Source organism: Paenibacillus aestuarii, assembly GCF_027789125.1.
Classification (GTDB): Bacteria; Bacillota; Bacilli; order Paenibacillales; family NBRC-103111; genus Paenibacillus_E; species Paenibacillus_E aestuarii.
Map to the genome: position 1 here is coordinate 34,097 of NZ_JAQFVF010000032.1, position 20,091 is coordinate 54,187.

Annotated in this window: 18 protein-coding genes; all 18 read left to right on the forward strand. The window is 50.3% G+C overall.

Annotation, left to right across the window (positions count from 1 at the left end; all coding sequences use genetic code 11):
• Positions 1-100: 100 nt before the first annotated feature.
• The 18 genes from yabP to O9139_RS15080 all read left to right on the forward strand — a co-directional run bounded on the left by yabP (position 101) and on the right by O9139_RS15080 (position 20,066).
• Positions 101-388: a sporulation protein YabP gene (gene yabP / locus O9139_RS14995; protein ID WP_270880279.1), complete on the forward strand. Its 288-nt coding sequence runs from the start codon at positions 101-103 to the stop codon at positions 386-388.
• Positions 385-960, forward strand: a complete 576-nt coding sequence (yabQ, locus tag O9139_RS15000) for a spore cortex biosynthesis protein YabQ (RefSeq protein WP_270880280.1) — start codon at positions 385-387, stop codon at positions 958-960. Before yabP ends, yabQ begins: the two co-directional genes overlap by 4 nt.
• 16 nt (positions 961-976) lie before the next feature.
• Positions 977-1,291 (forward strand): FtsB family cell division protein, encoded by a 315-nt coding sequence (locus O9139_RS15005; RefSeq protein WP_270880281.1) that lies wholly within the window; start codon positions 977-979, stop codon positions 1,289-1,291.
• Between the two features lie 114 nt (positions 1,292-1,405).
• The gene (locus O9139_RS15010; RefSeq protein WP_270880282.1) at positions 1,406-1,948 is read left to right on the forward strand and encodes a S1 domain-containing RNA-binding protein; all 543 of its coding nucleotides are present in this window, start codon (positions 1,406-1,408) and stop codon (positions 1,946-1,948) included.
• A 313-nt stretch (positions 1,949-2,261) separates the two neighbouring features.
• Positions 2,262-4,754, forward strand: a complete 2,493-nt coding sequence (gene spoIIE, locus O9139_RS15015) for a stage II sporulation protein E (RefSeq protein ID WP_270880283.1) — start codon at positions 2,262-2,264, stop codon at positions 4,752-4,754.
• A 408-nt stretch (positions 4,755-5,162) separates the two neighbouring features.
• Positions 5,163-5,882: a vWA domain-containing protein gene (locus tag O9139_RS15020; RefSeq protein ID WP_270880307.1), complete on the forward strand. Its 720-nt coding sequence runs from the start codon at positions 5,163-5,165 to the stop codon at positions 5,880-5,882.
• A complete protein-coding gene (locus O9139_RS15025; protein WP_270880284.1) occupies positions 5,866-6,771 on the forward strand; it encodes a protein kinase domain-containing protein in 906 nt (301 codons plus the stop codon). The genes O9139_RS15020 and O9139_RS15025 overlap by 17 nt, the downstream gene beginning before the upstream one ends.
• 36 nt (positions 6,772-6,807) lie before the next feature.
• Positions 6,808-8,223, forward strand: a complete 1,416-nt coding sequence (gene tilS / locus O9139_RS15030; RefSeq protein WP_270880285.1) for a tRNA lysidine(34) synthetase TilS — start codon at positions 6,808-6,810, stop codon at positions 8,221-8,223.
• A gap of 69 nt (positions 8,224-8,292) precedes the next feature.
• A complete protein-coding gene (gene hpt, locus O9139_RS15035) occupies positions 8,293-8,832 on the forward strand; it encodes a hypoxanthine phosphoribosyltransferase (RefSeq protein ID WP_270880286.1) in 540 nt (179 codons plus the stop codon).
• A gap of 96 nt (positions 8,833-8,928) precedes the next feature.
• Positions 8,929-10,893, forward strand: a complete 1,965-nt coding sequence (gene ftsH, locus O9139_RS15040; protein ID WP_270880287.1) for an ATP-dependent zinc metalloprotease FtsH — start codon at positions 8,929-8,931, stop codon at positions 10,891-10,893.
• 205 nt (positions 10,894-11,098) lie between these two features.
• The gene (nadA, locus tag O9139_RS15045; RefSeq protein ID WP_270880288.1) at positions 11,099-12,037 is read left to right on the forward strand and encodes a quinolinate synthase NadA; all 939 of its coding nucleotides are present in this window, start codon (positions 11,099-11,101) and stop codon (positions 12,035-12,037) included.
• A gap of 120 nt (positions 12,038-12,157) precedes the next feature.
• Complete coding sequence (gene nadB, locus O9139_RS15050; RefSeq protein WP_270880289.1) at positions 12,158-13,762, forward strand: L-aspartate oxidase; 1,605 nt, start codon at positions 12,158-12,160, stop codon at positions 13,760-13,762.
• Between the two features lies 1 nt (position 13,763).
• Entirely contained in the window at positions 13,764-14,633 is an 870-nt protein-coding gene (gene nadC, locus O9139_RS15055; RefSeq protein ID WP_270880290.1) for a carboxylating nicotinate-nucleotide diphosphorylase, read from the forward strand.
• On the forward strand, positions 14,630-15,394 hold the full coding sequence (locus tag O9139_RS15060) for a type III pantothenate kinase (RefSeq protein WP_270880291.1): 765 nt from the start codon (positions 14,630-14,632) through the stop codon (positions 15,392-15,394). The genes nadC and O9139_RS15060 overlap by 4 nt, the downstream gene beginning before the upstream one ends.
• Positions 15,395-15,418: 24 nt before the next feature.
• On the forward strand, positions 15,419-16,309 hold the full coding sequence (gene hslO, locus O9139_RS15065) for an Hsp33 family molecular chaperone HslO (protein ID WP_270880292.1): 891 nt from the start codon (positions 15,419-15,421) through the stop codon (positions 16,307-16,309).
• A 21-nt stretch (positions 16,310-16,330) separates the two neighbouring features.
• On the forward strand, positions 16,331-17,281 hold the full coding sequence (locus O9139_RS15070) for a peptidylprolyl isomerase (protein ID WP_270880293.1): 951 nt from the start codon (positions 16,331-16,333) through the stop codon (positions 17,279-17,281).
• Between the two features lie 113 nt (positions 17,282-17,394).
• The gene (gene cysK / locus O9139_RS15075) at positions 17,395-18,333 is read left to right on the forward strand and encodes a cysteine synthase A (protein ID WP_270880294.1); all 939 of its coding nucleotides are present in this window, start codon (positions 17,395-17,397) and stop codon (positions 18,331-18,333) included.
• 158 nt (positions 18,334-18,491) lie between these two features.
• Entirely contained in the window at positions 18,492-20,066 is a 1,575-nt protein-coding gene (locus O9139_RS15080; RefSeq protein ID WP_270880295.1) for an anthranilate synthase component I family protein, read from the forward strand.
• Positions 20,067-20,091: the final 25 nt, after the last annotated feature.

The window sequence follows — 20,091 nt, forward strand, 5'->3', positions numbered from 1 at the left end:
CTCGGATCCCAAGCATAAGGGATTCGGGCTTTTTTACTTTCGGTTCTAAAAGCGGACATCCCCCCATATCGTAGTGATAGATGAAGGAGGGGTACAGGCCATGGTTGATCCCGTGAGAAACAATGTCAAGCGGCAGGAAATCAAAATGCTGAATCGCAAGCTTCTGGAGATATCCGGGGTTTTGAATGTAGAGAGCTTTGACAGTGAAGAATTCCTTTTGGAAACTGAGATGGGCTTTCTGATGATTAAAGGGCAAAATTTGCACATTAAAAACTTGAGCTTGGAGCAAGGGTTAGTCGCCATTGAGGGATTGGTTAGTGAACTGGCTTATGTAGACGGAAACTCCCCGGAGAAGTCCAAGGGATTCCTTGGTAAGTTGTTCAAGTGACCTTACACGTACAATTTCAGACTATCTTCATGATGGTGCTGAGCGGGATCGCCATGGGCGCGATGTTCGACGTTTTCCGTGTTTTGTCAGGAAAGCTGCGGCTGCCTCGGTGGACGGTTTCGATTGTCGATATTTTGTATTGGATTGTGGCGACAATCCTCGTGTTCAGACTGCTCATATACAGCAATGAAGGGCAACTCCGCGTCTTTGTTTTTTTAGGAATCGGGATCGGCATCTGTTTTTACTTTGCACTGCTCAGCGTATGGGTCATTCGTCTGACGCTGCTCGTGATTCGCATTATCATTATGATATACCGCATCTTGCGCAGAACGGTTGAGCTGCTGATCATTAAGCCTATCATTGGCTTATATCGTTTGACTGTGATAATTTTAGGTTTTTTGGTAGCCGTAGCTATATTCCTGTATAAAATTGTGCTACAATTGCTGTATCCTGTGTGGAGATTACTCCTCTGGATGACGAAGCCTTTGCATAAATATTTCGTGGTTCCTGCATGGCTGCGCAAGCTGTCCGGGAAGATCGTCGCCATTTATCGCTGGCTATTCTCAAAGTAGGAGGGCAATCTCATTCATGCAAGCTCAAGCAGCGGCAACATCCAATAACACCATTAAAGGCTCTAAACGTAGACTTCGCTTTTGGTTGATCTTAGTTTTATGTTTTTTGAGCTGGGCAGGTGTCAGTATTTGGGGGCAGTTTCCTAAGCTGCATGAAAAAAGAAATGCCGTCACCGAATTACAGCAGCAGCTGGCTGAAGCTACCAAAGCGAATGAGCAGACGAAGAAGGAGCTCGCGCGTCTTCACGACGACGAGTACTTGGAGCAAATCATTCGCAGGGACTTTCACTATATGAAAAACGGAGAGACGCCATTAAGCGTTTCGAAGTAGCAATAAAAGAAGGTTTTAGAATCGGGCGATTGCCTTGTTGACCGCGGTTTCGGCATCGGTTATAATCGGCGTAGCCAGTGTTTTCAACATTTTAAGGGAGGAACATTTTACTTTATGGCAATTGAAGTGGGCACCAAGTTAGAGGGAAGAGTGACGGGGATTACTCACTTTGGAGCATTCGTCGAGCTTGCTGAAGGGGTTACCGGTCTTGTTCACATCTCAGAGATAGCGGACAATTATGTAAAGGACGTTAATGACCATTTGAAACTGGACGACAAAGTTACAGTCAAAGTGATTAACGTGGACAAGGATGGCAAGATCGGACTGTCTATTAAGCAAACGATCGATAAGCCAGTTGAGGAAAGACCAGCTCGCCCTGAAAGACAAGGTGGAGGCGGCTATCAAGGACGCCCAAGCGGCGATCGTCCAGGATTCCAAGGACGCCCAGGCGGCGGTGAAAGACAAGGTGGCGGCGGCTTCAATCGCGGCGGCGGTGGCGGCGGACGCGGCGGCTTTAACAAGCAGCAAGGCGGAGCTAGACCATTCTCGTTCGAAGATAAAATGTCTCGCTTCCTCAAGGACAGCGAAGAGCGGATTTCGTCTCTTAAGAAGAACACCGAGTCTAAGCGCGGTGGCCGAGGCGGAAGAAGAGATTAATATAGGCAAACTGAACCACATCGTAGAGACGATGTGGTTTTTTTGTGCGTAAAATAGCTACGCCTTGTATCAATCGACATCAATTTACGGGAATCCCCCGCCATTCGGACGCGAAAGTTCGGGGCATTCAGACTTTTCCGTTCCGCCTCAGGCGCGCTTAAGCTAGGCGGAGCAAGGGCTGGAAGCGATTGACAAAGATTCCGCGGCTTGTCGGAAATTTCTTTGAATCTACCAACTGATTCTGACAAACTTTCTGATAGATTCTCAATATACTAGAGAAACCAAATAACGACGAATGGATGGTGTTCTAGATATGCAAAGAAGAAGCGTTGTTACGGCGATCGGCGGACAGTGGACAGGATTTTGGCAGAAAGCGAAATCAGGTGCGGGACGGGCGGCGGTTGAAAATCGGTTGATACAAGGGTTCGTGGCTAAGAAATGGGCGCTGCTGCTCATTGTCATGGGCTTCCTTCTTGGACGAGCGATGATCCTGGAGCAGCTGTCTCCGTTTGCGCTCGCCTTTTTTGCAGTCATTTACTTCACCCGTAAAGACCTGTTGCATTGGGTCGGGGTTTCCATATTTGCCGGCAGCTTGCTTTCGCTGCATGCGCACTCCGGCTATCTCGTCACGGAAATGATCGTGTTCCTGCTCATTCAGCGGGCTTGCGAAAAGTTTGAACGAACGGATATATCGCTCGCTCCGCTGCAAGTGTTTGGCGCTACATTCCTCGTTCAGCTGTTCTCGGCGTTGGTCGTCTCTAATCTGACCTGGTATTCCGTCATGATGATCGGCGTAGAGGCGCTGCTCTCTCTAGTACTCACCATGATCTTCATTCAAGCGATTCCGGTGTTCACGATGAATAGAAAAAGCTATCACCTTAAGCACGAGGAGATTATCTGTCTGATCATCCTGCTTGCCTCGGTCATGACCGGTACAGTCAGCTGGTCGTTAGGTCCGGTAACCATGGAACACGTGCTGTCACGCTACCTGATCCTGCTCTTCGCTCTGGTGGGAGGCGCCCCATTCGGCGCTTCGGTCGGGGTGATCACAGGCTTAATTCTAAGTCTGGCGAACAGCAACGCCATCTATCAAATGAGCTTGCTTGCGTTCTCCGGCATGCTGGCAGGCCTGCTGAAAGAGGGCAATCGGCTAGCTGTCGCTTTCGGGATGCTGCTAGGTTCTTCGATTCTCTCGTTCTATATCGGATCGGGTGCGGATATTATGAACTCAACTTGGGAGTCGCTCGCCGCCGTGGCGCTGTTTTTGCTCACACCGCGCAGCCTGATCCAGACTATTGCCAAGTATGTGCCTGGCACGCAGGAGAACCTGAAGTCGCAGCAGGATTACGCGAAGCGTGTTCGGGATATTACGGCAGGCCGCGTGGAACAATTCTCCGAGGTGTTCCGCCAGCTCTCGCGCAGCTTCAAGCAGCTGTCCACAGAGAACGCGGAAGCGCGCAAAGAGGAGGACGTGGGGCATTTCATGAATGCTGTTTCACAGAAAACGTGTGATGCCTGCTGGAAAAAAAATCAGTGCTGGGATCAGAAGTTTTACCAAACGTATACGTTTATGACGGATATGATGACCAGTATTGAGACGAAGGAAAATATGGCGAAGAAGGACATTCCGCAGGAATGGAAGAAGGTGTGTGCCCGCACGGATCAAGTGCTCGAGGTGATGAAGCATCAATATGGGCTCTATAAGAATGACTTGCACTGGAAAAAACAAATAATGGACAGCCGCCAATTGGTAGCGGATCAACTATCCGGCGTATCGCAGGTAATGGAGGACCTGGCGAAAGAGATCAAACGGGAAGGACAGGAGCTTTACTTCCAGGAGGAACAGATTCGCAGCGCCTTGGAATCCCTAGGCTTGTCCATTCATGCTATAGATATCATTTCACTGGATGAAGGGAACGTGGAAATCGAAATTATCCATCAATATACGAAAGGATTTGATGAATGCCGTAAAATTATCGCTCCGCTGCTGAGCGAAATTCTTGGTGAGAACGTCGCCGTGACGAGCGAGGAGATGCATGATCGCGGCGAGGGCTATAGCACGGTCGTCTTCGGCTCCGCCAAGGAATTCGTGGTGGAGACTGGGGTGGCCGGCGCTGCCAAAGGCGGCGATCTGCTATCGGGCGACAGCTTCTCGACGGTGGAGCTGGGCAATGGCAAATTTGCCGTGGCGCTCAGCGACGGCATGGGCAATGGCGAGCGCGCGCGGGCTGAAAGCTCGACGGCACTGACCATCCTGCAGCAGCTACTGCAGTCGGGCATGGACGAGAAGCTGGCGATCAAATCGCTCAATTCGGTGCTCATGCTGCGCTCTTCTGACGAAATGTACGCGACAGTCGATATGGCGTTAATCGATATGTACAACGCCAATACGACTTTTATGAAAATTGGCTCGACGCCAAGCTTCATTAAGCGGGGAAGTGAGGTTATACCAATTTCTGCCAATAATTTGCCGGTAGGCATTTTGCAGGATATAGATGTTGATCTGGTGTCCATTCCGCTGCAAGCTGGGGATATTCTTGTCATGATGACGGACGGTATTTACGATGCCCCCGGTCATGCTGTGAACAAGGAAATGTGGATGAAGCGGATGATCCAGGAGATTGAGACGACGCTGCCGCAGGAGTTCGCCGACTGCTTGCTGGAGCGCATATTCCGTTATCATCACGGTGAAATTCAGGATGATATGACGGTTATGGTTGCGCGCGTGGAGAAGCGTCAGCCGGAATGGGCGACATTCCGCTGGCCGGGTATTACCCGTATGGAGCGTCCGAAGACGGTTAGCTAAGCGCGCAAAGAGCTGCGGCAGCGAAAGGGCTGCTGCGGCTTTTTTGGATGGCAGCAGCGAAGGGGTGTTCACTGGTCGGGAGTTCTCAGCGCAGCAAGCGCTGTAGTTGGCATTTACCTGCTTAGAGCCTACCCGTACCGGCTTATTTTAGTGCAGTCCGATTTTGCCGAATTGGAGCCCGGCTTTTCGCGACGAATTTGCGAATTTAGCATCTGCAAGTGGGCAAAACTGGACTACAGCTGATTTTGTGGCTAGACAATCAGCGTTAATTGGGCAAAGCCTGGCTACAGACACAGTCTCAACCAAGCTCACCCTCTATATGATTAGACTCTCTTGCAGATGGGAATACTAGGAAAGTAGCTGCTAGATAGCTAATCTTTTCTATGTCCCAGGGAGGCTTGTCAGATGATGAAACAAATATTATTGATTACGGATGGTTGCTCTAATGTTGGCGTGAGCCCGGTTATTGCGGCTGCGCAAGCGCAGACGGAGGGCGTTACGGTGAATGTCATCGGCGTTGTCGACCAGGGGGAGCTTGGTATGCTAGGCTCAGAGGAGATTCGCGAGATTGCTGCAGCCGGTGGCGGAATGAGCCGGATTGTCAACTCCGGTCAGCTGTCGCAAACGGTGCAAATGATGACGCGCAAAACCGTCACCACGACGATTCAGCATGCCGTTGGCAAAGAACTGCAAAGCATCCTGGGTCATTCCCAGCTGGAGCAGCTGCCGCCGCAGCAACGCGCCGATGTCGTGCAAGTTATTGATAAAATGAGCGAAACCTCCTCGTTGAGAGTCGCTCTTCTCATAGATGCAAGCGCCAGTATGAAGCCGAAGATGGTTGCGGTTCGCGAGGCGATTCATGATCTGCTGCTCAGTCTTCGGGCACGCACAGGCCAGAGCGAATTGGCTGTGTTCCATTTTCCATCTACGAAGGATCGGGATGCACATCTGGAAATGGATCTCAATTGGACAAATGAGCTTGCAAATCTCGACAGGATGTTCTATAAAATAAACATGAAGGGGACGACGCCTACGGGACCGGCTTTGCTGGCGACCTTACAGTTCGTGACAGGGAAGCCCTTTGCAGAATCGACGGAAGATGGGATGCTGAGTGACTACGTGGTATGAGGACGCATTTCGTCCGGGATCAGAAATCCGAGGAAAATGGAACGGTCGCGTGTATGTGGTCGAACGTTTATTAGGTGCTGGTTCTAACGGAGTTGTCGCGCTCGTACGTCGAGGCACATCCAGATTCGCCCTTAAAGCAGGACGGGAGACGGTTGACCATCAATCGGAGATCAATTCACTCCATGCACTCTCGCTTACCGCAACGACGTTCAAACATTTTTTAGTCGAAGTTGACGATATGATTGTGCAGGATCGGGAAGTTCCGTTTTTTGTCATGCGTTACATAGAGGGAGTAAGGGTATCTGATTATATACATAAACACGGTCAAGATTGGATTTATGTGATCGGCTCCAACTTACTCAAGAAACTGACGGAGCTGCATCGCTGTGGCTATGTATTTGGAGATTTGAAGATCGAGAATATGATTGTTTCCAAATACGGTCATGTAGATCTTATTGATTTTGGCGGCATGACGTCGAAAGGCAGAGCGATTAAGCAGTTGACAGAGGTTTATGATCGGGGCTTTTGGAAGGCTGGGGAGCGGGTTGCCGAGGAAAGTTACGACTTGTTCTCGTTTGCAATCTTAATGATGAAGGTGTTGGACGTAAGAGATCGCTTCCAAAACATCCAGCATTCCCTCCCGCAAAATCGGGAGGTTGAGCAGCTCTACCCGATTTTGCGGGATAGCCGGGCAGCGGCACGCATCGCGCCGTTTCTGCAACGGGCCTTAAATGGGCACTGGCAATCTTCGGAGGAGGCCTACCAATATTGGAAGCGACTTGTTGCAGACCAGAAGCTGACTCCTTCCCCGCTCAATTTCCCATGGCTGAAAATCTGCTTCGCCGCTTCGCTGCTGCTGTTTTGTGCAACCGTCTACATTTATTGGTAGGAAATGGATGATCACTAACGTGAGGGAAAGGACGCAATGATGGAAACAAACCTTGTTGCCAGCGTGGAACAAAGGATACTTGAACAACAAATGATCGAACCGGGAGATGGGGTCGTTGTCGCAGTATCAGGGGGACCTGACTCTGTCGCGCTGCTTCATGTCCTTTTTACGCTTTCAGGGCGCCATGGATGGAACTTGCATGTTGCCCACTTGAACCATCGCTTTCGCGGCGCCGAATCGGATGCGGAAGCGGCCTATGTCGCTGAGCTTGCCGCTCGGTGGGGGTTGCCTTGCCACATTGGTGATATTGACGTTCCGGCTTATATTGAGGAAACGTCGATGAATTCGCAAGTGGCGGCGCGCGAGAAGCGCTACGACTTTCTGTTTCAAGTCGCGGCTGAGCAGGGAGCTAAGCGCATCGCGTTTGCGCATCATGCGGACGATCAAGCGGAAACTGTCCTCATGCGCTTGCTTCGAGGAACGGGGCCTTCTGGGCTCGTTGGCATGCCGGAGCGAAGAAGAGAAAAAAAAGTGGAACTGATTCGTCCTTTTTTACGTATATACAAATCAGAACTTGTGCAATATTGCGCCCATCACGGGATCCGCTACTGCCAAGACAGCAGCAATGAATCGCGCAAATACTTCCGCAACCAGATCCGGCACGATGTGCTGCCCATGCTTAAGCAATATAACGAGCAGCTTCCGGAGTCGCTGAACAGGCTGACGGAGCTCATGCGGGCTGAAGACGATTTCATGGATAAGGAAGCCGAACAGGCGTTTCGGCGAATGGTCCGTAAGCAGTCGAATTGTTACAGCTTGGTGAGGCCGGACTTTAAGGAACTCCACGTTGCTTTACAAAGGCGTTTGATTAAACTAATATTAAACTGTCTTTGTATGGGCTTGGACCGGCTGGATTTTGCCGTCATTGAGTCGATGCGCGAACTGATTCTGGATCATCAAATTTCCAATCAGGTCTTTCAGGCGAATGAACAGCTTTATATAGTGAGAGAATATGAAACTGTTCGTTTTCAATCTGCAGCACCTGCGACCACTCCTTATCAGTATCAGATTGATCTGAGTGCTAACAGATTGTATCTGCCCGAAATGAACGCCGATATGGAGTATCATGTCCAGTCCGTTCTGCTGGAGACCGCTGCGCAAACGGCATCAGCGATGGATGTTTATCTCGACTTGGATCGCTTGCAAGCGCCGCTATTCGTAAGAAGCCGCAGCGCTGGAGATCGATTGGAACCACATGGTTTAAACGGGTCCAAAAAGGTAAAAGATATGTTCATTGATGCCAAAATGCCATTCAGCCGCCGTGAGACGATTCCCATCTTGACGGATGCATCCGGGCAAATTCTCTGGATTGCCGGCTTTCGAAGGTCCAGGCATGCATTGGTTGGGCCGGACACACAACGCGTGCTTCACATGAAATTGGTGCTGAAGTAGTGCTGTAAATTTCGTTCGTATAGAATGTAAATTTATCAGGTTTCATAATATAAAATAGGGGGTTCATCCTTGTACAGCGACATTCAAGAAGTGCTTTTTAGTGAAGAACAGATTCAGAACAAGATCAAGGAATTAGGGGATCAGCTATCGACTGAATACGAAGGGAAAAATCCGCTTGTGATCTGCGTGCTTAAAGGCGCCTTCATCTTTATGGCTGACCTTGTGAAGCAGATCAAAGTGCCCTTGGAAATCGACTTCATGGCGGTTTCAAGTTATGGCGCATCCACGAAATCATCCGGCGTTGTGAAAATTATTAAAGATCTCGACGTTCCGGTGGAAGGGCGCCACATTCTCATCGTGGAAGACATTATCGATAGCGGCCTGACATTGACCTATCTAATAGATGTATTAGAGCGACGCAATGCCAAATCGATTTCGGTCGTTGCTCTATTTAACAAGCCTGCTCGCAGAACGGTAGAGCTGGAGCCTGATTACACAGGTTACGAGCTGCCTGACGAGTTCGTTGTTGGTTACGGTCTGGATTATGCGGAGAAATATCGGAACCTACCATTTATCGGCATATTGAAACCGGAAGTCTATTCAAGCTAATTCATATCCCTACGGCTTGTCCGAGCAGTCATGTTGTGATGCTTTACCGGGATATGGTAAAATAATTAAAGTGTGCCGTTCGAGAGGAGGTTGGGGATGAATCGAATTATCCGGAATACCGGTTTTTATTTACTCATTTTTTTGGTTACGGTTGGTATCGTTCATTTTATAAGTACCCAAAACGAACAAAAGGAGCTAATTACTTACGATAAGTTCCGCCAGGCGGTCATTAACAAAAACGTAGAATCCGTAACCTTGAAGTTTGATGGATATACGTATTTGATTAAAGGTAAGTATATTAATCCTCCAAGTGGTGCTGATAAGAAGAGCTTTGAAACGCACGCTCCATTCGAGCCTTTGGTCGTTCAATTAATTGAAGCCAACGGAGTTCCAACTGAAGCGTACGAAACGATGGAGAGAGACAGCGTATGGATTAGCTTTCTTACATCGATTATTCCGTTTGTGATCATTTTCATCCTGTTCTTCTTTTTGTTAAATCAAGCTCAGGGTGGCGGCGGCAAGGTAATGAACTTCGGCAAGAGCCGTGCCCGCTTATATAATGAAGAGAAAAAACGTGTGACATTCGAAGATGTTGCGGGTGCCGACGAAGAGAAGCAAGAGCTTGTGGAGGTTGTTGAGTTCCTCAAAGACCCTCGCAAATTCGCTGCGGTCGGCGCGAGAATTCCCAAAGGGGTTCTCCTTAACGGTCCTCCAGGGACAGGTAAGACGCTGCTCGCAAGAGCTGTAGCCGGTGAGGCTGGCGTACCGTTCTTCAGCATCTCCGGTTCTGACTTCGTAGAGATGTTCGTCGGTGTCGGTGCATCCCGTGTGCGTGACCTGTTCGAGAATGCGAAGAAGAATTCGCCTTGTATTATCTTTATCGACGAGATCGATGCAGTGGGTCGTCAACGCGGCGCCGGTTTAGGCGGCGGTCACGACGAGCGTGAACAAACGCTCAACCAATTGCTCGTAGAGATGGACGGATTCGGAGCCAATGAAGGCATTATCATCGTTGCCGCGACGAACCGCCCGGATATTCTAGATCCTGCGCTGCTGCGTCCGGGACGTTTTGACCGCCAAATCACGGTGGACCGTCCGGATGTGAAAGGTCGGGAAGCGGTACTGAAAGTACACGCGCGCAATAAGCCACTGGCGAAAGATGTGAAGCTGGACGCGTTGTCCCGTTATACGACAGGCTTCACAGGCGCTGACCTGGAGAACTTGTTGAACGAAGCGGCACTCATTGCAGCCCGCCGCAACCGTAAAGATATCTCGATGTCCGAGATCGAAGAAGCCTTCGACCGCGTCATCGTTGGTACGCAGAAGAAGAACCGGATTGTTACAGATCGTGAGAAACGCATTGTCGCTTACCACGAAGCCGGTCACGCGATTATCGGTTACTATGCCGAGAACGCGGATATGGTTCATAAGGTAACGATTGTACCTCGCGGACGCGCAGGCGGTTATGTCATGATGCTGCCGAAGGAAAGCACGGATCCATTGGTGCAAACGAAGAAAGAATTGCTGGATAAAGTTACAGGCCTTCTGGGCGGCCGCGTATCTGAAGAGCTATACATTGGCGAAATCGGTACGGGCGCTTACGATGACTTCCGTAAGTCCACTGGCATTATCCGCCGGATGATTATGGAATACGGGATGAGCGATAAGCTCGGCCCTATGCAGTTCGGTAATGTCCAAGGGCAAGTCTTCTTGGGCCGCGATATCGGGCATGAGCAGAACTACAGTGATGCCATTGCTTACGAGATCGACCAAGAGATGCAAAGCATGATCCGCGGCTGCTACGAGCGTGCCCGTGAAATCTTGACGCTGCATGCGGATAAGGTTCACTTGGTAGCGAAGACGCTGTTGGAGAAAGAAACATTGGATAAAGATCAAATTATCGATTTGTTGGAAAAAGGCAAATTGAATGCCGGCGCCGATGACGAAGATGTCAAAGTGACCATTCAAGGCCAAAGCCAAGCCAGTGAAAGCAATAAACTGGAATTCGATAAAGAGAAAGAGAAGGATCCTAACGAGGGTCCGGATCAATCCGAAGAGTAACATGCAAGGTAAGGTAGATAATCCGGTGTACACGTTTGGTGTACCCGGATTTTCTTGCTTTTTCCGCGGATTTACGCATTGACAGGGGATGCGGGAATGTGTAAATTAGTTGTAAATCTTTAATTTTATACTCTTTAAAGTTCATGCAATAGTTAGGATAGACATTACGAAGAATACACGTTCCATACAGGGGGAGGAACTTCACATGGAAGCGCTGGCGCTAGAAAGAAAAGCGGAGCAGAACCGGGAGCTCAAAGAGCGATTGCTGCAATTAAAGAAAGAACGCAATGCCATTATTCTTGCTCATTACTATCAAAGAGACGAAGTTCAAGAAGTAGCTGATTTTCGCGGAGACTCTTTTTTGCTAGCGCAAAAAGCAGCTCAAACGGACGCAGATGTTATCGTTTTCTGCGGTGTGCATTTTATGGGAGAGAGCGCCAAGATCTTGGCTCCCAATAAGAAGGTTATTATACCGGACGAACGCGCAGGCTGCCCGATGGCCGATATGGTCAATGTGGATGGTTTGCGTGCCTTGAAGCGCCAGCATCCGAATGCCAAAGTTGTCGCTTATATCAATACGTCGGCTGAAGTGAAGTCCGAAACGGACATATGTTGTACCTCTGCGAATGCGATCAATGTCATCAATTCCGTCGATTCAGATGAGATCATCTGGGTACCGGATAAAAATTTGGGCGACTATGTATCAAAATTCACAAGCAAAAAGATGATTATTTGGGAAGGCTATTGCAACACGCATGATATGCTGACCGTCAAAGATGTCGAGGAAATGCGTGCTCAGTATCCGAACGCGCAATTCGTGGTTCATCCGGAATGCCGTCCTGAAGTTGTGAAGATGGGGGATTTTGTGGGCAGTACCACTGCTATCATCAAATACTGCAAAGAGTCTGACTGCAAGGAGTTTATTGTCGGTACAGAGGATGGTACAGGATATCAGCTTCGTATGGACAGTCCGGATAAACAGTTCCATTTTGCTACCAAATATTTAGTTTGCCCGAACATGAAAGTGAACAACCTCAAAAAAATTGTGAAAGCTTTAGAAACTATGCAGCCAGAAATTTATGTTCCGGAAGACGTAGCAGAGAAAGCGAGATTGTCCTTAGAGCGCATGCTACAAGTGAAGTAGCATGCGCTGCTTCCTTGTATAGGTTTGGGGAGCCCTGCCACATGAATGAACTTCCCTGGAGGTACCTCCGGGGTTGTTTCGTTCGTTGCGGGGAAAATTGTAGGGGACGGGTGAAGCGGCATGATTCCTAGATATCTTGTAGACGTAGATTTAGACGATATTCCTCACATACATACAGATGTAATTGTCATTGGCGCTGGGATTGCAGGATTATTTACAGCACTTCGTGCAAGTGAAACCAAACGGGTTTTAATGATCACCAAGAAGTCGTTGCTGGACAGCAATACCCGTTATGCGCAAGGGGGAATTGCGGCGGTAATCTCCGATGAAGATTCGCCGGAGTATCATATGCAAGATACGCTCATCGCCGGCGCAGGTCTCTGCTCGCCTGAGGCTGTGGATGTGCTAGTCCATGAAGGGCCTGACGGTGTACAGGACCTGATTCGCATGGGCACCCAATTCGACCTGGAGAACGGAGAATTTGCGCTCACGAAAGAAGGCGCTCACAGCCAGCGCCGCATTTTGCATGCCCATGGCGATGCCACCGGCGCCGAGATTGTACGTGCTTTATCGGAGCGGACGAAGCAGGATCCGAACATCGAGATCTGGGACGATCATTTTGTGATCGACCTGATTACGCAGGACGGCGTCTGCTACGGAGCTCTCGTGCAGAAGCCGGACGGCCAGCGGGTCTTCGTCCGCGGTAACGCGACGATTCTTTGCTCCGGCGGAGCAGGACAACTGTTCCGTTACACGACGAACCCGGACATCGCGACAGGCGACGGCATCGCGATTGCTTATCGCGCAGGTGCGCAGATCCAGGATGTGGAATTCGTTCAATTCCACCCGACAGCGCTATGCTATCCGGGCGCACCGCGCTTCTTGATCTCCGAGGCAGTCCGCGGTGAAGGCGCTTATTTGCGCAACATCAAAGGGGAGCGCTTCATGGACAAGTATCACCCGCAGCTGGAGCTAGCTCCACGGGATGTCGTGGCTCGTGCTATTGTAGATGAAATGGAATTGAACAAATCGACATTTGTCTATTTGGACATCACGCATGAATCAGAAGAACTCATTAAGCATCGTTTTCCGACGATCTATGAATATTGCTTGAACTACGGTCTGGATATGGCGACCGACTGGATCCCTGTTGCGCCAGCCGCCCATTATATGATGGGCGGCGTGAAGACGGACTTGCATGGGGAGACCGTCGTAAAGCGCCTTTTTGCTTGCGGTGAAGTTTCCTCCACAGGTGTACACGGGGCGAACCGGCTAGCCAGCAACTCGCTCTCCGAAGCGATCGTATTCGGCAGGCGTATTATCGAGCGAATTCAAGCGCTGTCCCCGCTATCAGGCAACCCAACATTGCAAGCCGTGTCGCCACGTCTGGAGAACCCAAAGCAAGCTGTCGTGGAACGCAAACTGAAGCTGCAGAAAGTTATGCTTCGCTATGCGGGTCTGAAACGTTCGGCCAAAGGTTTGCAGAAAGGGTATGAAGAGTTAACGCGGCAGCTGTCGATTTATGATACGCATATGACGAAACGCGAAGACTACGAATTCGCGAATTTATTGACCTGCTCATTGCTTACTACAACGGCAGCGCTGGCGCGTGAAGAAAGCCGCGGCGGGCATTATCGGGAGGATTTCCCAGAACGGGATGACCTGCAGTGGAAGAAGCATATTGTCTTTAAGCACGGGGAAGATAGGGTAGAGGAGTGGATTTAATATGCTGGATTTGAATATGGAACTTATTCGCAAAAATATTCGTTTATGGTTAGAAGAAGATATCGGCACCGGTGATGTAACGACCTTGACTACGATCCCTTTGGAACAAGCATCCAAGGGGATTATCCACGTCAAAGAAGACGGGATTGTATGCGGGCTGCCTATCGCTCGGGCGGTGTTTAACGTCGTAGATCCTTCGCTCCGTTTTGAACCTCAAGTACAGGAAGGCACGTCTGTTAAGAAAGGGATCGTTCTCGCCGTCGTGGAAGGGAACACCAGAAGCATCCTGCTTGGCGAACGGTTAAGCCTGAATTTGATGCAGCGCATGTCGGGCATCGCGACGCGGACGCGCCAGTTTATCGAAGCGCTCGAAGGCTTGCCGACGCGATTGGTTGATACGAGAAAAACGACGCCTGGCCACAGGCTGCTGGAGAAATATGCTGTACGCGTAGGCGGAGGCCATAATCACCGTTTCGGCCTTTATGATGCTGTCATGATCAAGGACAACCATATCAAAGGCGCGGGCGGCATCACGCAAGCGATCCAAGCAGCTCGGCTGCAAATTCCCCATACGATGAAGATTGAGGTGGAGGTCGAGAGTTTCGAACAATTGCATGAAGCTCTGCAAGCGGGAGCGGATATCATCATGCTGGATAACATGGCGCCGGAACAAATGAAAGAGGCGGTTGCAATAATTAAAAACAAAGCGCCGCATATTGTAGTAGAGGGCTCTGGTTCCGTGACCGTTCAAACGATCAAAAAGATTGCTGAAACAGGAGTCGACGTGATTTCGGTCGGTCGTCTGACGTACTCTGTGACGGCGCTCGATATTAGTTTGGATTTGAACGAACGGAAGGGGACTGCTTTATGATTCTTGTTGTAGACGTAGGTAACACGAATATTGTACTCGGCCTTTACCAGGAGCGCACGCTGCTCCATCACTGGCGCATCAGCACGAATCGTTCGGCGACAGTGGATGAGTACGGCATGCTGCTGCATAGCTTGTTCCAGCATTCGGGGATTACCTTTGCCCAGGTGGAGGGCGTTATTATTTCTTCCGTGGTGCCTCCGCTTATGAATGTTATGGAAAACCTTTGCTTACACTATCTGAAAAGGACGCCATTCGTCGTCGGCCCAGGGATCAAAACAGGGCTGAATGTGCGCGTTGATAACCCGAAAGAGGTTGGTGCAGATCGAATTGTTAATGCCGTTGCGGCGCTGGAGCTTTACGGAGCGCCATGCATCATTGTCGATTTCGGAACAGCAACGACATATGACTACATCGACCCGTCACAGCAGCTGGTAGGCTGCGCGATCGCTCCGGGTATCGGTATTTCCACAGAGGCGTTGTATCAGAAGGCGGCGAAGCTTCCGCGAATTGAACTGGTGAAACCGAAAAGCGTTGTCGGCCGCAATACGGTTGCTGCCATGCAAGCCGGTATTATTTTTGGCTATGTCGGTCAAGTGGACGGTATCGTAGAGCGGGTGAAAGAGGAGTTTAATACGAACCCTACGGTTATTGCGACAGGTGGATTGGCAGAGCTCATCTCCAGTGAGTCTCGCACGATTCAAATTGTAAATCCGCTGCTTACGCTGCAGGGCTTACAAATGATTTACGAGAAAAATGCATAAGCAAAGAGCAAGAAAGGAACAGTCATGAGTGATTATTTAATAAGGGGCACAGCGCTTGGAGGGAAAGTCCGTGCGTTCGCAGTTCAAACGACGGCTATAACAGAAGAGCTGAGTCAGAGGCATCAATCGACGCCGACGGCGACTGCAGCTTTAGGGAGAACCGCCGCTGCCGGTCTTCTTATGGGCGCAATGCTGAAGGGCGAAGAGCATCTTATCATTCAGGTAAAAGGGAATGGACCGATCGGTCAGATCGTTGTCGACGCCAATGCCAAGGGAGAAGTGCGCGGTTATGTGGATAACCCGCAAGTAGACCCGCCGCTGAAAGCGAACGGTAAATTAGATGTGTCTGGAGCCGTAGGGACAGATGGATTTTTATACATAACGAAAGATTTAGGTTTAAAAGAGCCTTATAGAGGCAGTGTGCCGATCGTATCCGGGGAGTTGGCGGAAGATTTTACGTTCTATTTTGCCAAGTCGGAACAAACGCCTTCAGCCGTAGCACTAGGTGTATTGGTTGATCGCGATCATTCCATTCGCGCTGCAGGCGGATTCGTCATTCAATTGCTGCCAGGTCTATCCAACGAAGAGATCGCCGAAATCGAAGATATGCTTGCTCGCATTCCCTCTTTTACGACCATGCTCGATAGCGGATTGAACTTGGAGGGGATTTTACAGACCGTGCTTCCTTCGGTACAAATCCTCGACCGGATGGAAGTCAAATTCCGCTGCAAATGCAATCGGGAACGGGTTGAACAAACCTTGCTTTCTGTTGGCAAGGATGAGCTTCAAGAGATTTTGGACGACGAGGGCTTTGCTGAGGTTGTTTGCCATTTCTGCAATGAGGCTTACCGGTTTAATGAAGAAGATCTGAAGCGGATGATCGCTCAGTTACAACCTGGGAAAGTAGAACAATAGGAAGCAAAAGAGGGAATCAGGATGCGGAACGAAAAGCGACTGTGGGGAGTCATCGGCTTGATGGCCGTATGTATTCTTGTGCTAGCTTCCTTGTTGATCGCCCGTTCCACGAACCAGCCGGAATCCACGCAATCGCCTGTGCCGCAGCAGCGGGGGGAAACAGATAAAGAGCGGATAGTTGCCAAAGTAGGAAATCGGGAAATTACGATTCAAGAGCTTCAAACGGCGCTGGAACGCCAATATGGAACAGAGCTGCTTAATCAATTGCTGGATCGTGAAGCGCTGCAGTTAGAAGGTAGTGAGACGGGGACGACCATCGGAGATGCGGAGATCGATCGTGAATTGAAGCGGATGCAGCAAGGATACGAAAGTGAAGATCGGTTCTATGCATCCATGAAAGATCAATTAGGGATGTCGAAGGAACAAATTAGAGAAGATGTGCACAATAAGCTGCTGTTAGAGAAGTTGGCCACGAGCAAAATCGTCATCACAGATGCGATGGTTAATGATTATATCAAGACGCATCCCGACGAATTCAAGCAGGAGACCGAGTACAACATTCAGCAAATCATTGTCTCTACGAAAGAGCAGGCGAATAAAGTGCTTGCGGAGCTGGCTAAGGGTGAAGATTTCGCCATCCTGGCCAGAGATCGTTCGCTTGATGATGCTACGAACAATAGCGGCGGCGATTTGGGCTGGATTGAAGGCAACGATCCCTTCGTCGAAGCACCGATTCTCGAAGCGGCGAAGCAACTCAAGATCGGAGATGTCAGCAAGCCGGTTCAAGTGCAGCAGGGTTTCGCGATTGTGAAGCTGAAGAGCCGTCGAGATAAAGAGAACCCCGATCAAGCCTATATCCGCGACAATGTAAGAAAAGAGCTTGCCCTGCAAGAAGCGCCGCCATTAAAAGAGTTTGTGGCGGGCCTAAGGGCCAAGTGGGGCGTTAAGATCATGGACCCACAATTCCAATAGCCTGTTTCCAAAATTTAATTGACAACCTTTAGGCGCAATTGATAAGATAAAAGTATTAATACCGACTAAACAGCTCGGAAATAATTAATTTCTCAATCCGGAGGGGAAATCGCATGGCAAAGTTAGTGCAAAGCGTTACGGAATTGATTGGGGATACACCGCTCGTTCGCTTGAACCGCGTTGTTCCTGAGGGCAGTGCTGAAGTATACGTGAAACTTGAGTATCAGAACCCGGGCGCAAGCGTGAAAGACCGTATTGCCATCTCCATGGTCGAAGTTGCAGAGCAAGAAGGCAAGCTGAAGCCGGGCGACACGATTGTTGAGCCTACTAGCGGTAACACTGGAATCGGATTAGCCATGGTTGCTGCAGCGAAGGGTTACAAAGCCATCCTCGTTATGCCAGAGACGATGAGTATGGAGCGACGCAACTTGCTTCGCGCATATGGCGCTGAGCTTGTGCTGACACCTGGTGCGGAAGGTATGAAAGGCGCGATTCGCCGTGCAGAAGAACTGCAAGCGGAGAATCCAAGCTACTTCATCCCGCAGCAATTCAATAACCAAGCGAATGTGAAAATTCACCGTGAAACGACAGGCCCTGAGATCGTCGAAGCGATTAAAGGCCATGATGGCAAGCTGGATGCGTTCGTCGCCGGTATCGGTACAGGCGGAACGATTACAGGCGCAGGCGGCGTTCTGAAAGAAAGCTTCCCAGACATCAAGGTTTATGCGGTAGAGCCTGCGGCATCCCCGGTTCTTTCCGGCGGCAAGCCAGGTCCACATAAAATTCAAGGTATCGGTGCGGGCTTTGTGCCTAGCATTCTGAATACGAACATCTACGACGAGATCGTTCAAGTTGAGAATGATGATGCGTTCGAAACTTCCCGCCGTGTGGCCAAAGAAGAGGGTATCCTCGGCGGTATCTCTTCAGGCGCAGCAATTTTTGCAGCATTGAAAGTGGCAAAAGAATTAGGCCCTGGCAAGCGTGTCGTAGCGGTCATCCCAAGTAATGGCGAACGCTACCTCAGTACGCCGCTGTATCAATTCGAAGATTAGTTTGTACGAGGTGAGCCTCCAACGTAAAGGTTGGGGGCTTTTTTTCTATAGGCACATAGAGTATACTTGTGACAATATCGTGAAGGCGGACTAGGACATCTCGGAGAGGGGGCCAGCCCGCTTTCCTTACACTTAAACGGCCTATCAGGGGGAGCGTAATGATTTTAACAACGATGGAGCAGTGGCGCAGGTGGGTATCCACTTCTACGATGCTGCCCTATGTCATCAAGATTGGGCTCGCAGATGATCGAGTGGCTTCATGGGAGGGCGCTTGGAAACAGGCTGCTGCCGATTCTTTTGTTTTGGAGAGTGGTAAGGGAGGCCGTTATACATGTTTTGGACTCCGGCCGACTTCAACGATCAGCGGAAAAGGCAATAATGCGGAGATTACTATAAACGCTACACCTATAGATAATATGCATGGGCTTACAAGTTCCTATCAATCTAGCGTGACGCGCGTGCAGGGGGCTCCGCTTGACGTGGTGAAGCAATGGATGGCTCCCTATGTGAGCCCCAAAGTGGAGGGAGCGCCTAAGTTTCTGGGAGGCTGCGTCGGTTATTGGAGTTACGACGTGATTCGCACGATTGAAAAGCTTCCGGAACAGACGTTCGATGATCTCGCGATCCCGGATTACAGCTTTGCGATGTATGACCAAGTATGGACTTTGGATCACGTAGACAAAAGTCTTTTCGTTGCCGTGCACATGCCGATTCTCGGCATACAGGCTGGAGATGACGGAGGCTTACAGCGATTGTATGATCAAGCGCATGAACGTGCCGAAGATATGCTAAGCCGTTGGCATGCGATTCGTGCCGGCAACTGGTCGTCTGATGCACCGCAGACCGAAGGGATGACACGCGAGCAGATGCATATCGATGTCGAGCGGATCGAAGGCGTGCAGCCGGCCTTTCGCAAAGACGATTTCATGAATGCCGTTGAGCGCATTCAGGCTTATATCTCGCAAGGCGACGTGTTCCAAGTCAACTTGTCCGTCAGGCAGAGCCGCAAGCTCAGCACGTCGCCAGAGGCGATTTACGAGGCGCTGCGCGTCGTCAACCCGTCGCCGTACATGGGCCTGCTCCGGTTTGCCGGCTTCGCCCTCGTCTCGGGCTCGCCCGAGCTGCTCGTGCAGCTCGAAGACGGCGTGCTGCGCACACGGCCGATCGCGGGCACCCGCCCGCGCGGCAAGGACGAGCAGGATGACCTGCGCCTGGCTGGCGAGCTCGTCGATAACGACAAAGAGCGCGCCGAGCATGTCATGCTGGTCGACCTCGAGCGCAACGACCTCGGACGCATCGCGAAGTTCGGCTCCGTCCGGGTCAAGGATTTCATGGTCATCGAATACTATTCCCACGTGATGCATATCGTTTCCGAAGTCGTCGGCGAGCTGGCGGAGGGCAAGGATGCCTACGATGTCATAGCGGCAACCTTTCCGGGCGGCACCATTACAGGCGCGCCGAAGATCCGCACGATGGAAATTATCGAGGAGCTTGAGCCGGTGCGCCGTGGACCGTATACAGGATCTATGGGATGGATTGACTATAACGGCAATATGGAATTTAATATTATTATACGCACGCTGGTAGCCGTGGACGGCATGGGGCATATTCAGGCAGGAGCAGGAATTGTTATAGATTCCGTGCCTGAGAGAGAGTATGTCGAGTCGTTGAACAAGGCCAAAGCGATGTGGAAAGCGATAGAATACAGTGAGCGGAGCATGAGCCGAGCTTAAGCCCGGAGGGGCTGACGAAAGGGGA

Bases quoted from the DNA above. Each gene is read 5' to 3' on its own strand.
- O9139_RS15070 (WP_270880293.1), top strand. From the start codon at position 16,331: ATGCGGAACGAAAAGCGACTGTGGGGAGTCATCGGCTTGATGGCCGTA.
- O9139_RS15080 (WP_270880295.1), top strand. From the start codon at position 18,492: ATGATTTTAACAACGATGGAGCAGTGGCGCAGGTGGGTATCCACTTCT.
- spoIIE (WP_270880283.1), top strand. From the start codon at position 2,262: ATGCAAAGAAGAAGCGTTGTTACGGCGATCGGCGGACAGTGGACAGGA.
- O9139_RS15005 (WP_270880281.1), top strand. From the start codon at position 977: ATGCAAGCTCAAGCAGCGGCAACATCCAATAACACCATTAAAGGCTCT.
- nadB (WP_270880289.1), top strand. From the start codon at position 12,158: ATGATTCCTAGATATCTTGTAGACGTAGATTTAGACGATATTCCTCAC.
- tilS (WP_270880285.1), top strand. From the start codon at position 6,808: ATGATGGAAACAAACCTTGTTGCCAGCGTGGAACAAAGGATACTTGAA.
- nadA (WP_270880288.1), top strand. From the start codon at position 11,099: ATGGAAGCGCTGGCGCTAGAAAGAAAAGCGGAGCAGAACCGGGAGCTC.
- ftsH (WP_270880287.1), top strand. From the start codon at position 8,929: ATGAATCGAATTATCCGGAATACCGGTTTTTATTTACTCATTTTTTTG.
- O9139_RS15020 (WP_270880307.1), top strand. From the start codon at position 5,163: ATGAAACAAATATTATTGATTACGGATGGTTGCTCTAATGTTGGCGTG.
- yabP (WP_270880279.1), top strand. From the start codon at position 101: ATGGTTGATCCCGTGAGAAACAATGTCAAGCGGCAGGAAATCAAAATG.
- O9139_RS15060 (WP_270880291.1), top strand. From the start codon at position 14,630: ATGATTCTTGTTGTAGACGTAGGTAACACGAATATTGTACTCGGCCTT.
- hslO (WP_270880292.1), top strand. From the start codon at position 15,419: ATGAGTGATTATTTAATAAGGGGCACAGCGCTTGGAGGGAAAGTCCGT.
- cysK (WP_270880294.1), top strand. From the start codon at position 17,395: ATGGCAAAGTTAGTGCAAAGCGTTACGGAATTGATTGGGGATACACCG.
- O9139_RS15010 (WP_270880282.1), top strand. From the start codon at position 1,406: ATGGCAATTGAAGTGGGCACCAAGTTAGAGGGAAGAGTGACGGGGATT.
- nadC (WP_270880290.1), top strand. From the start codon at position 13,764: ATGCTGGATTTGAATATGGAACTTATTCGCAAAAATATTCGTTTATGG.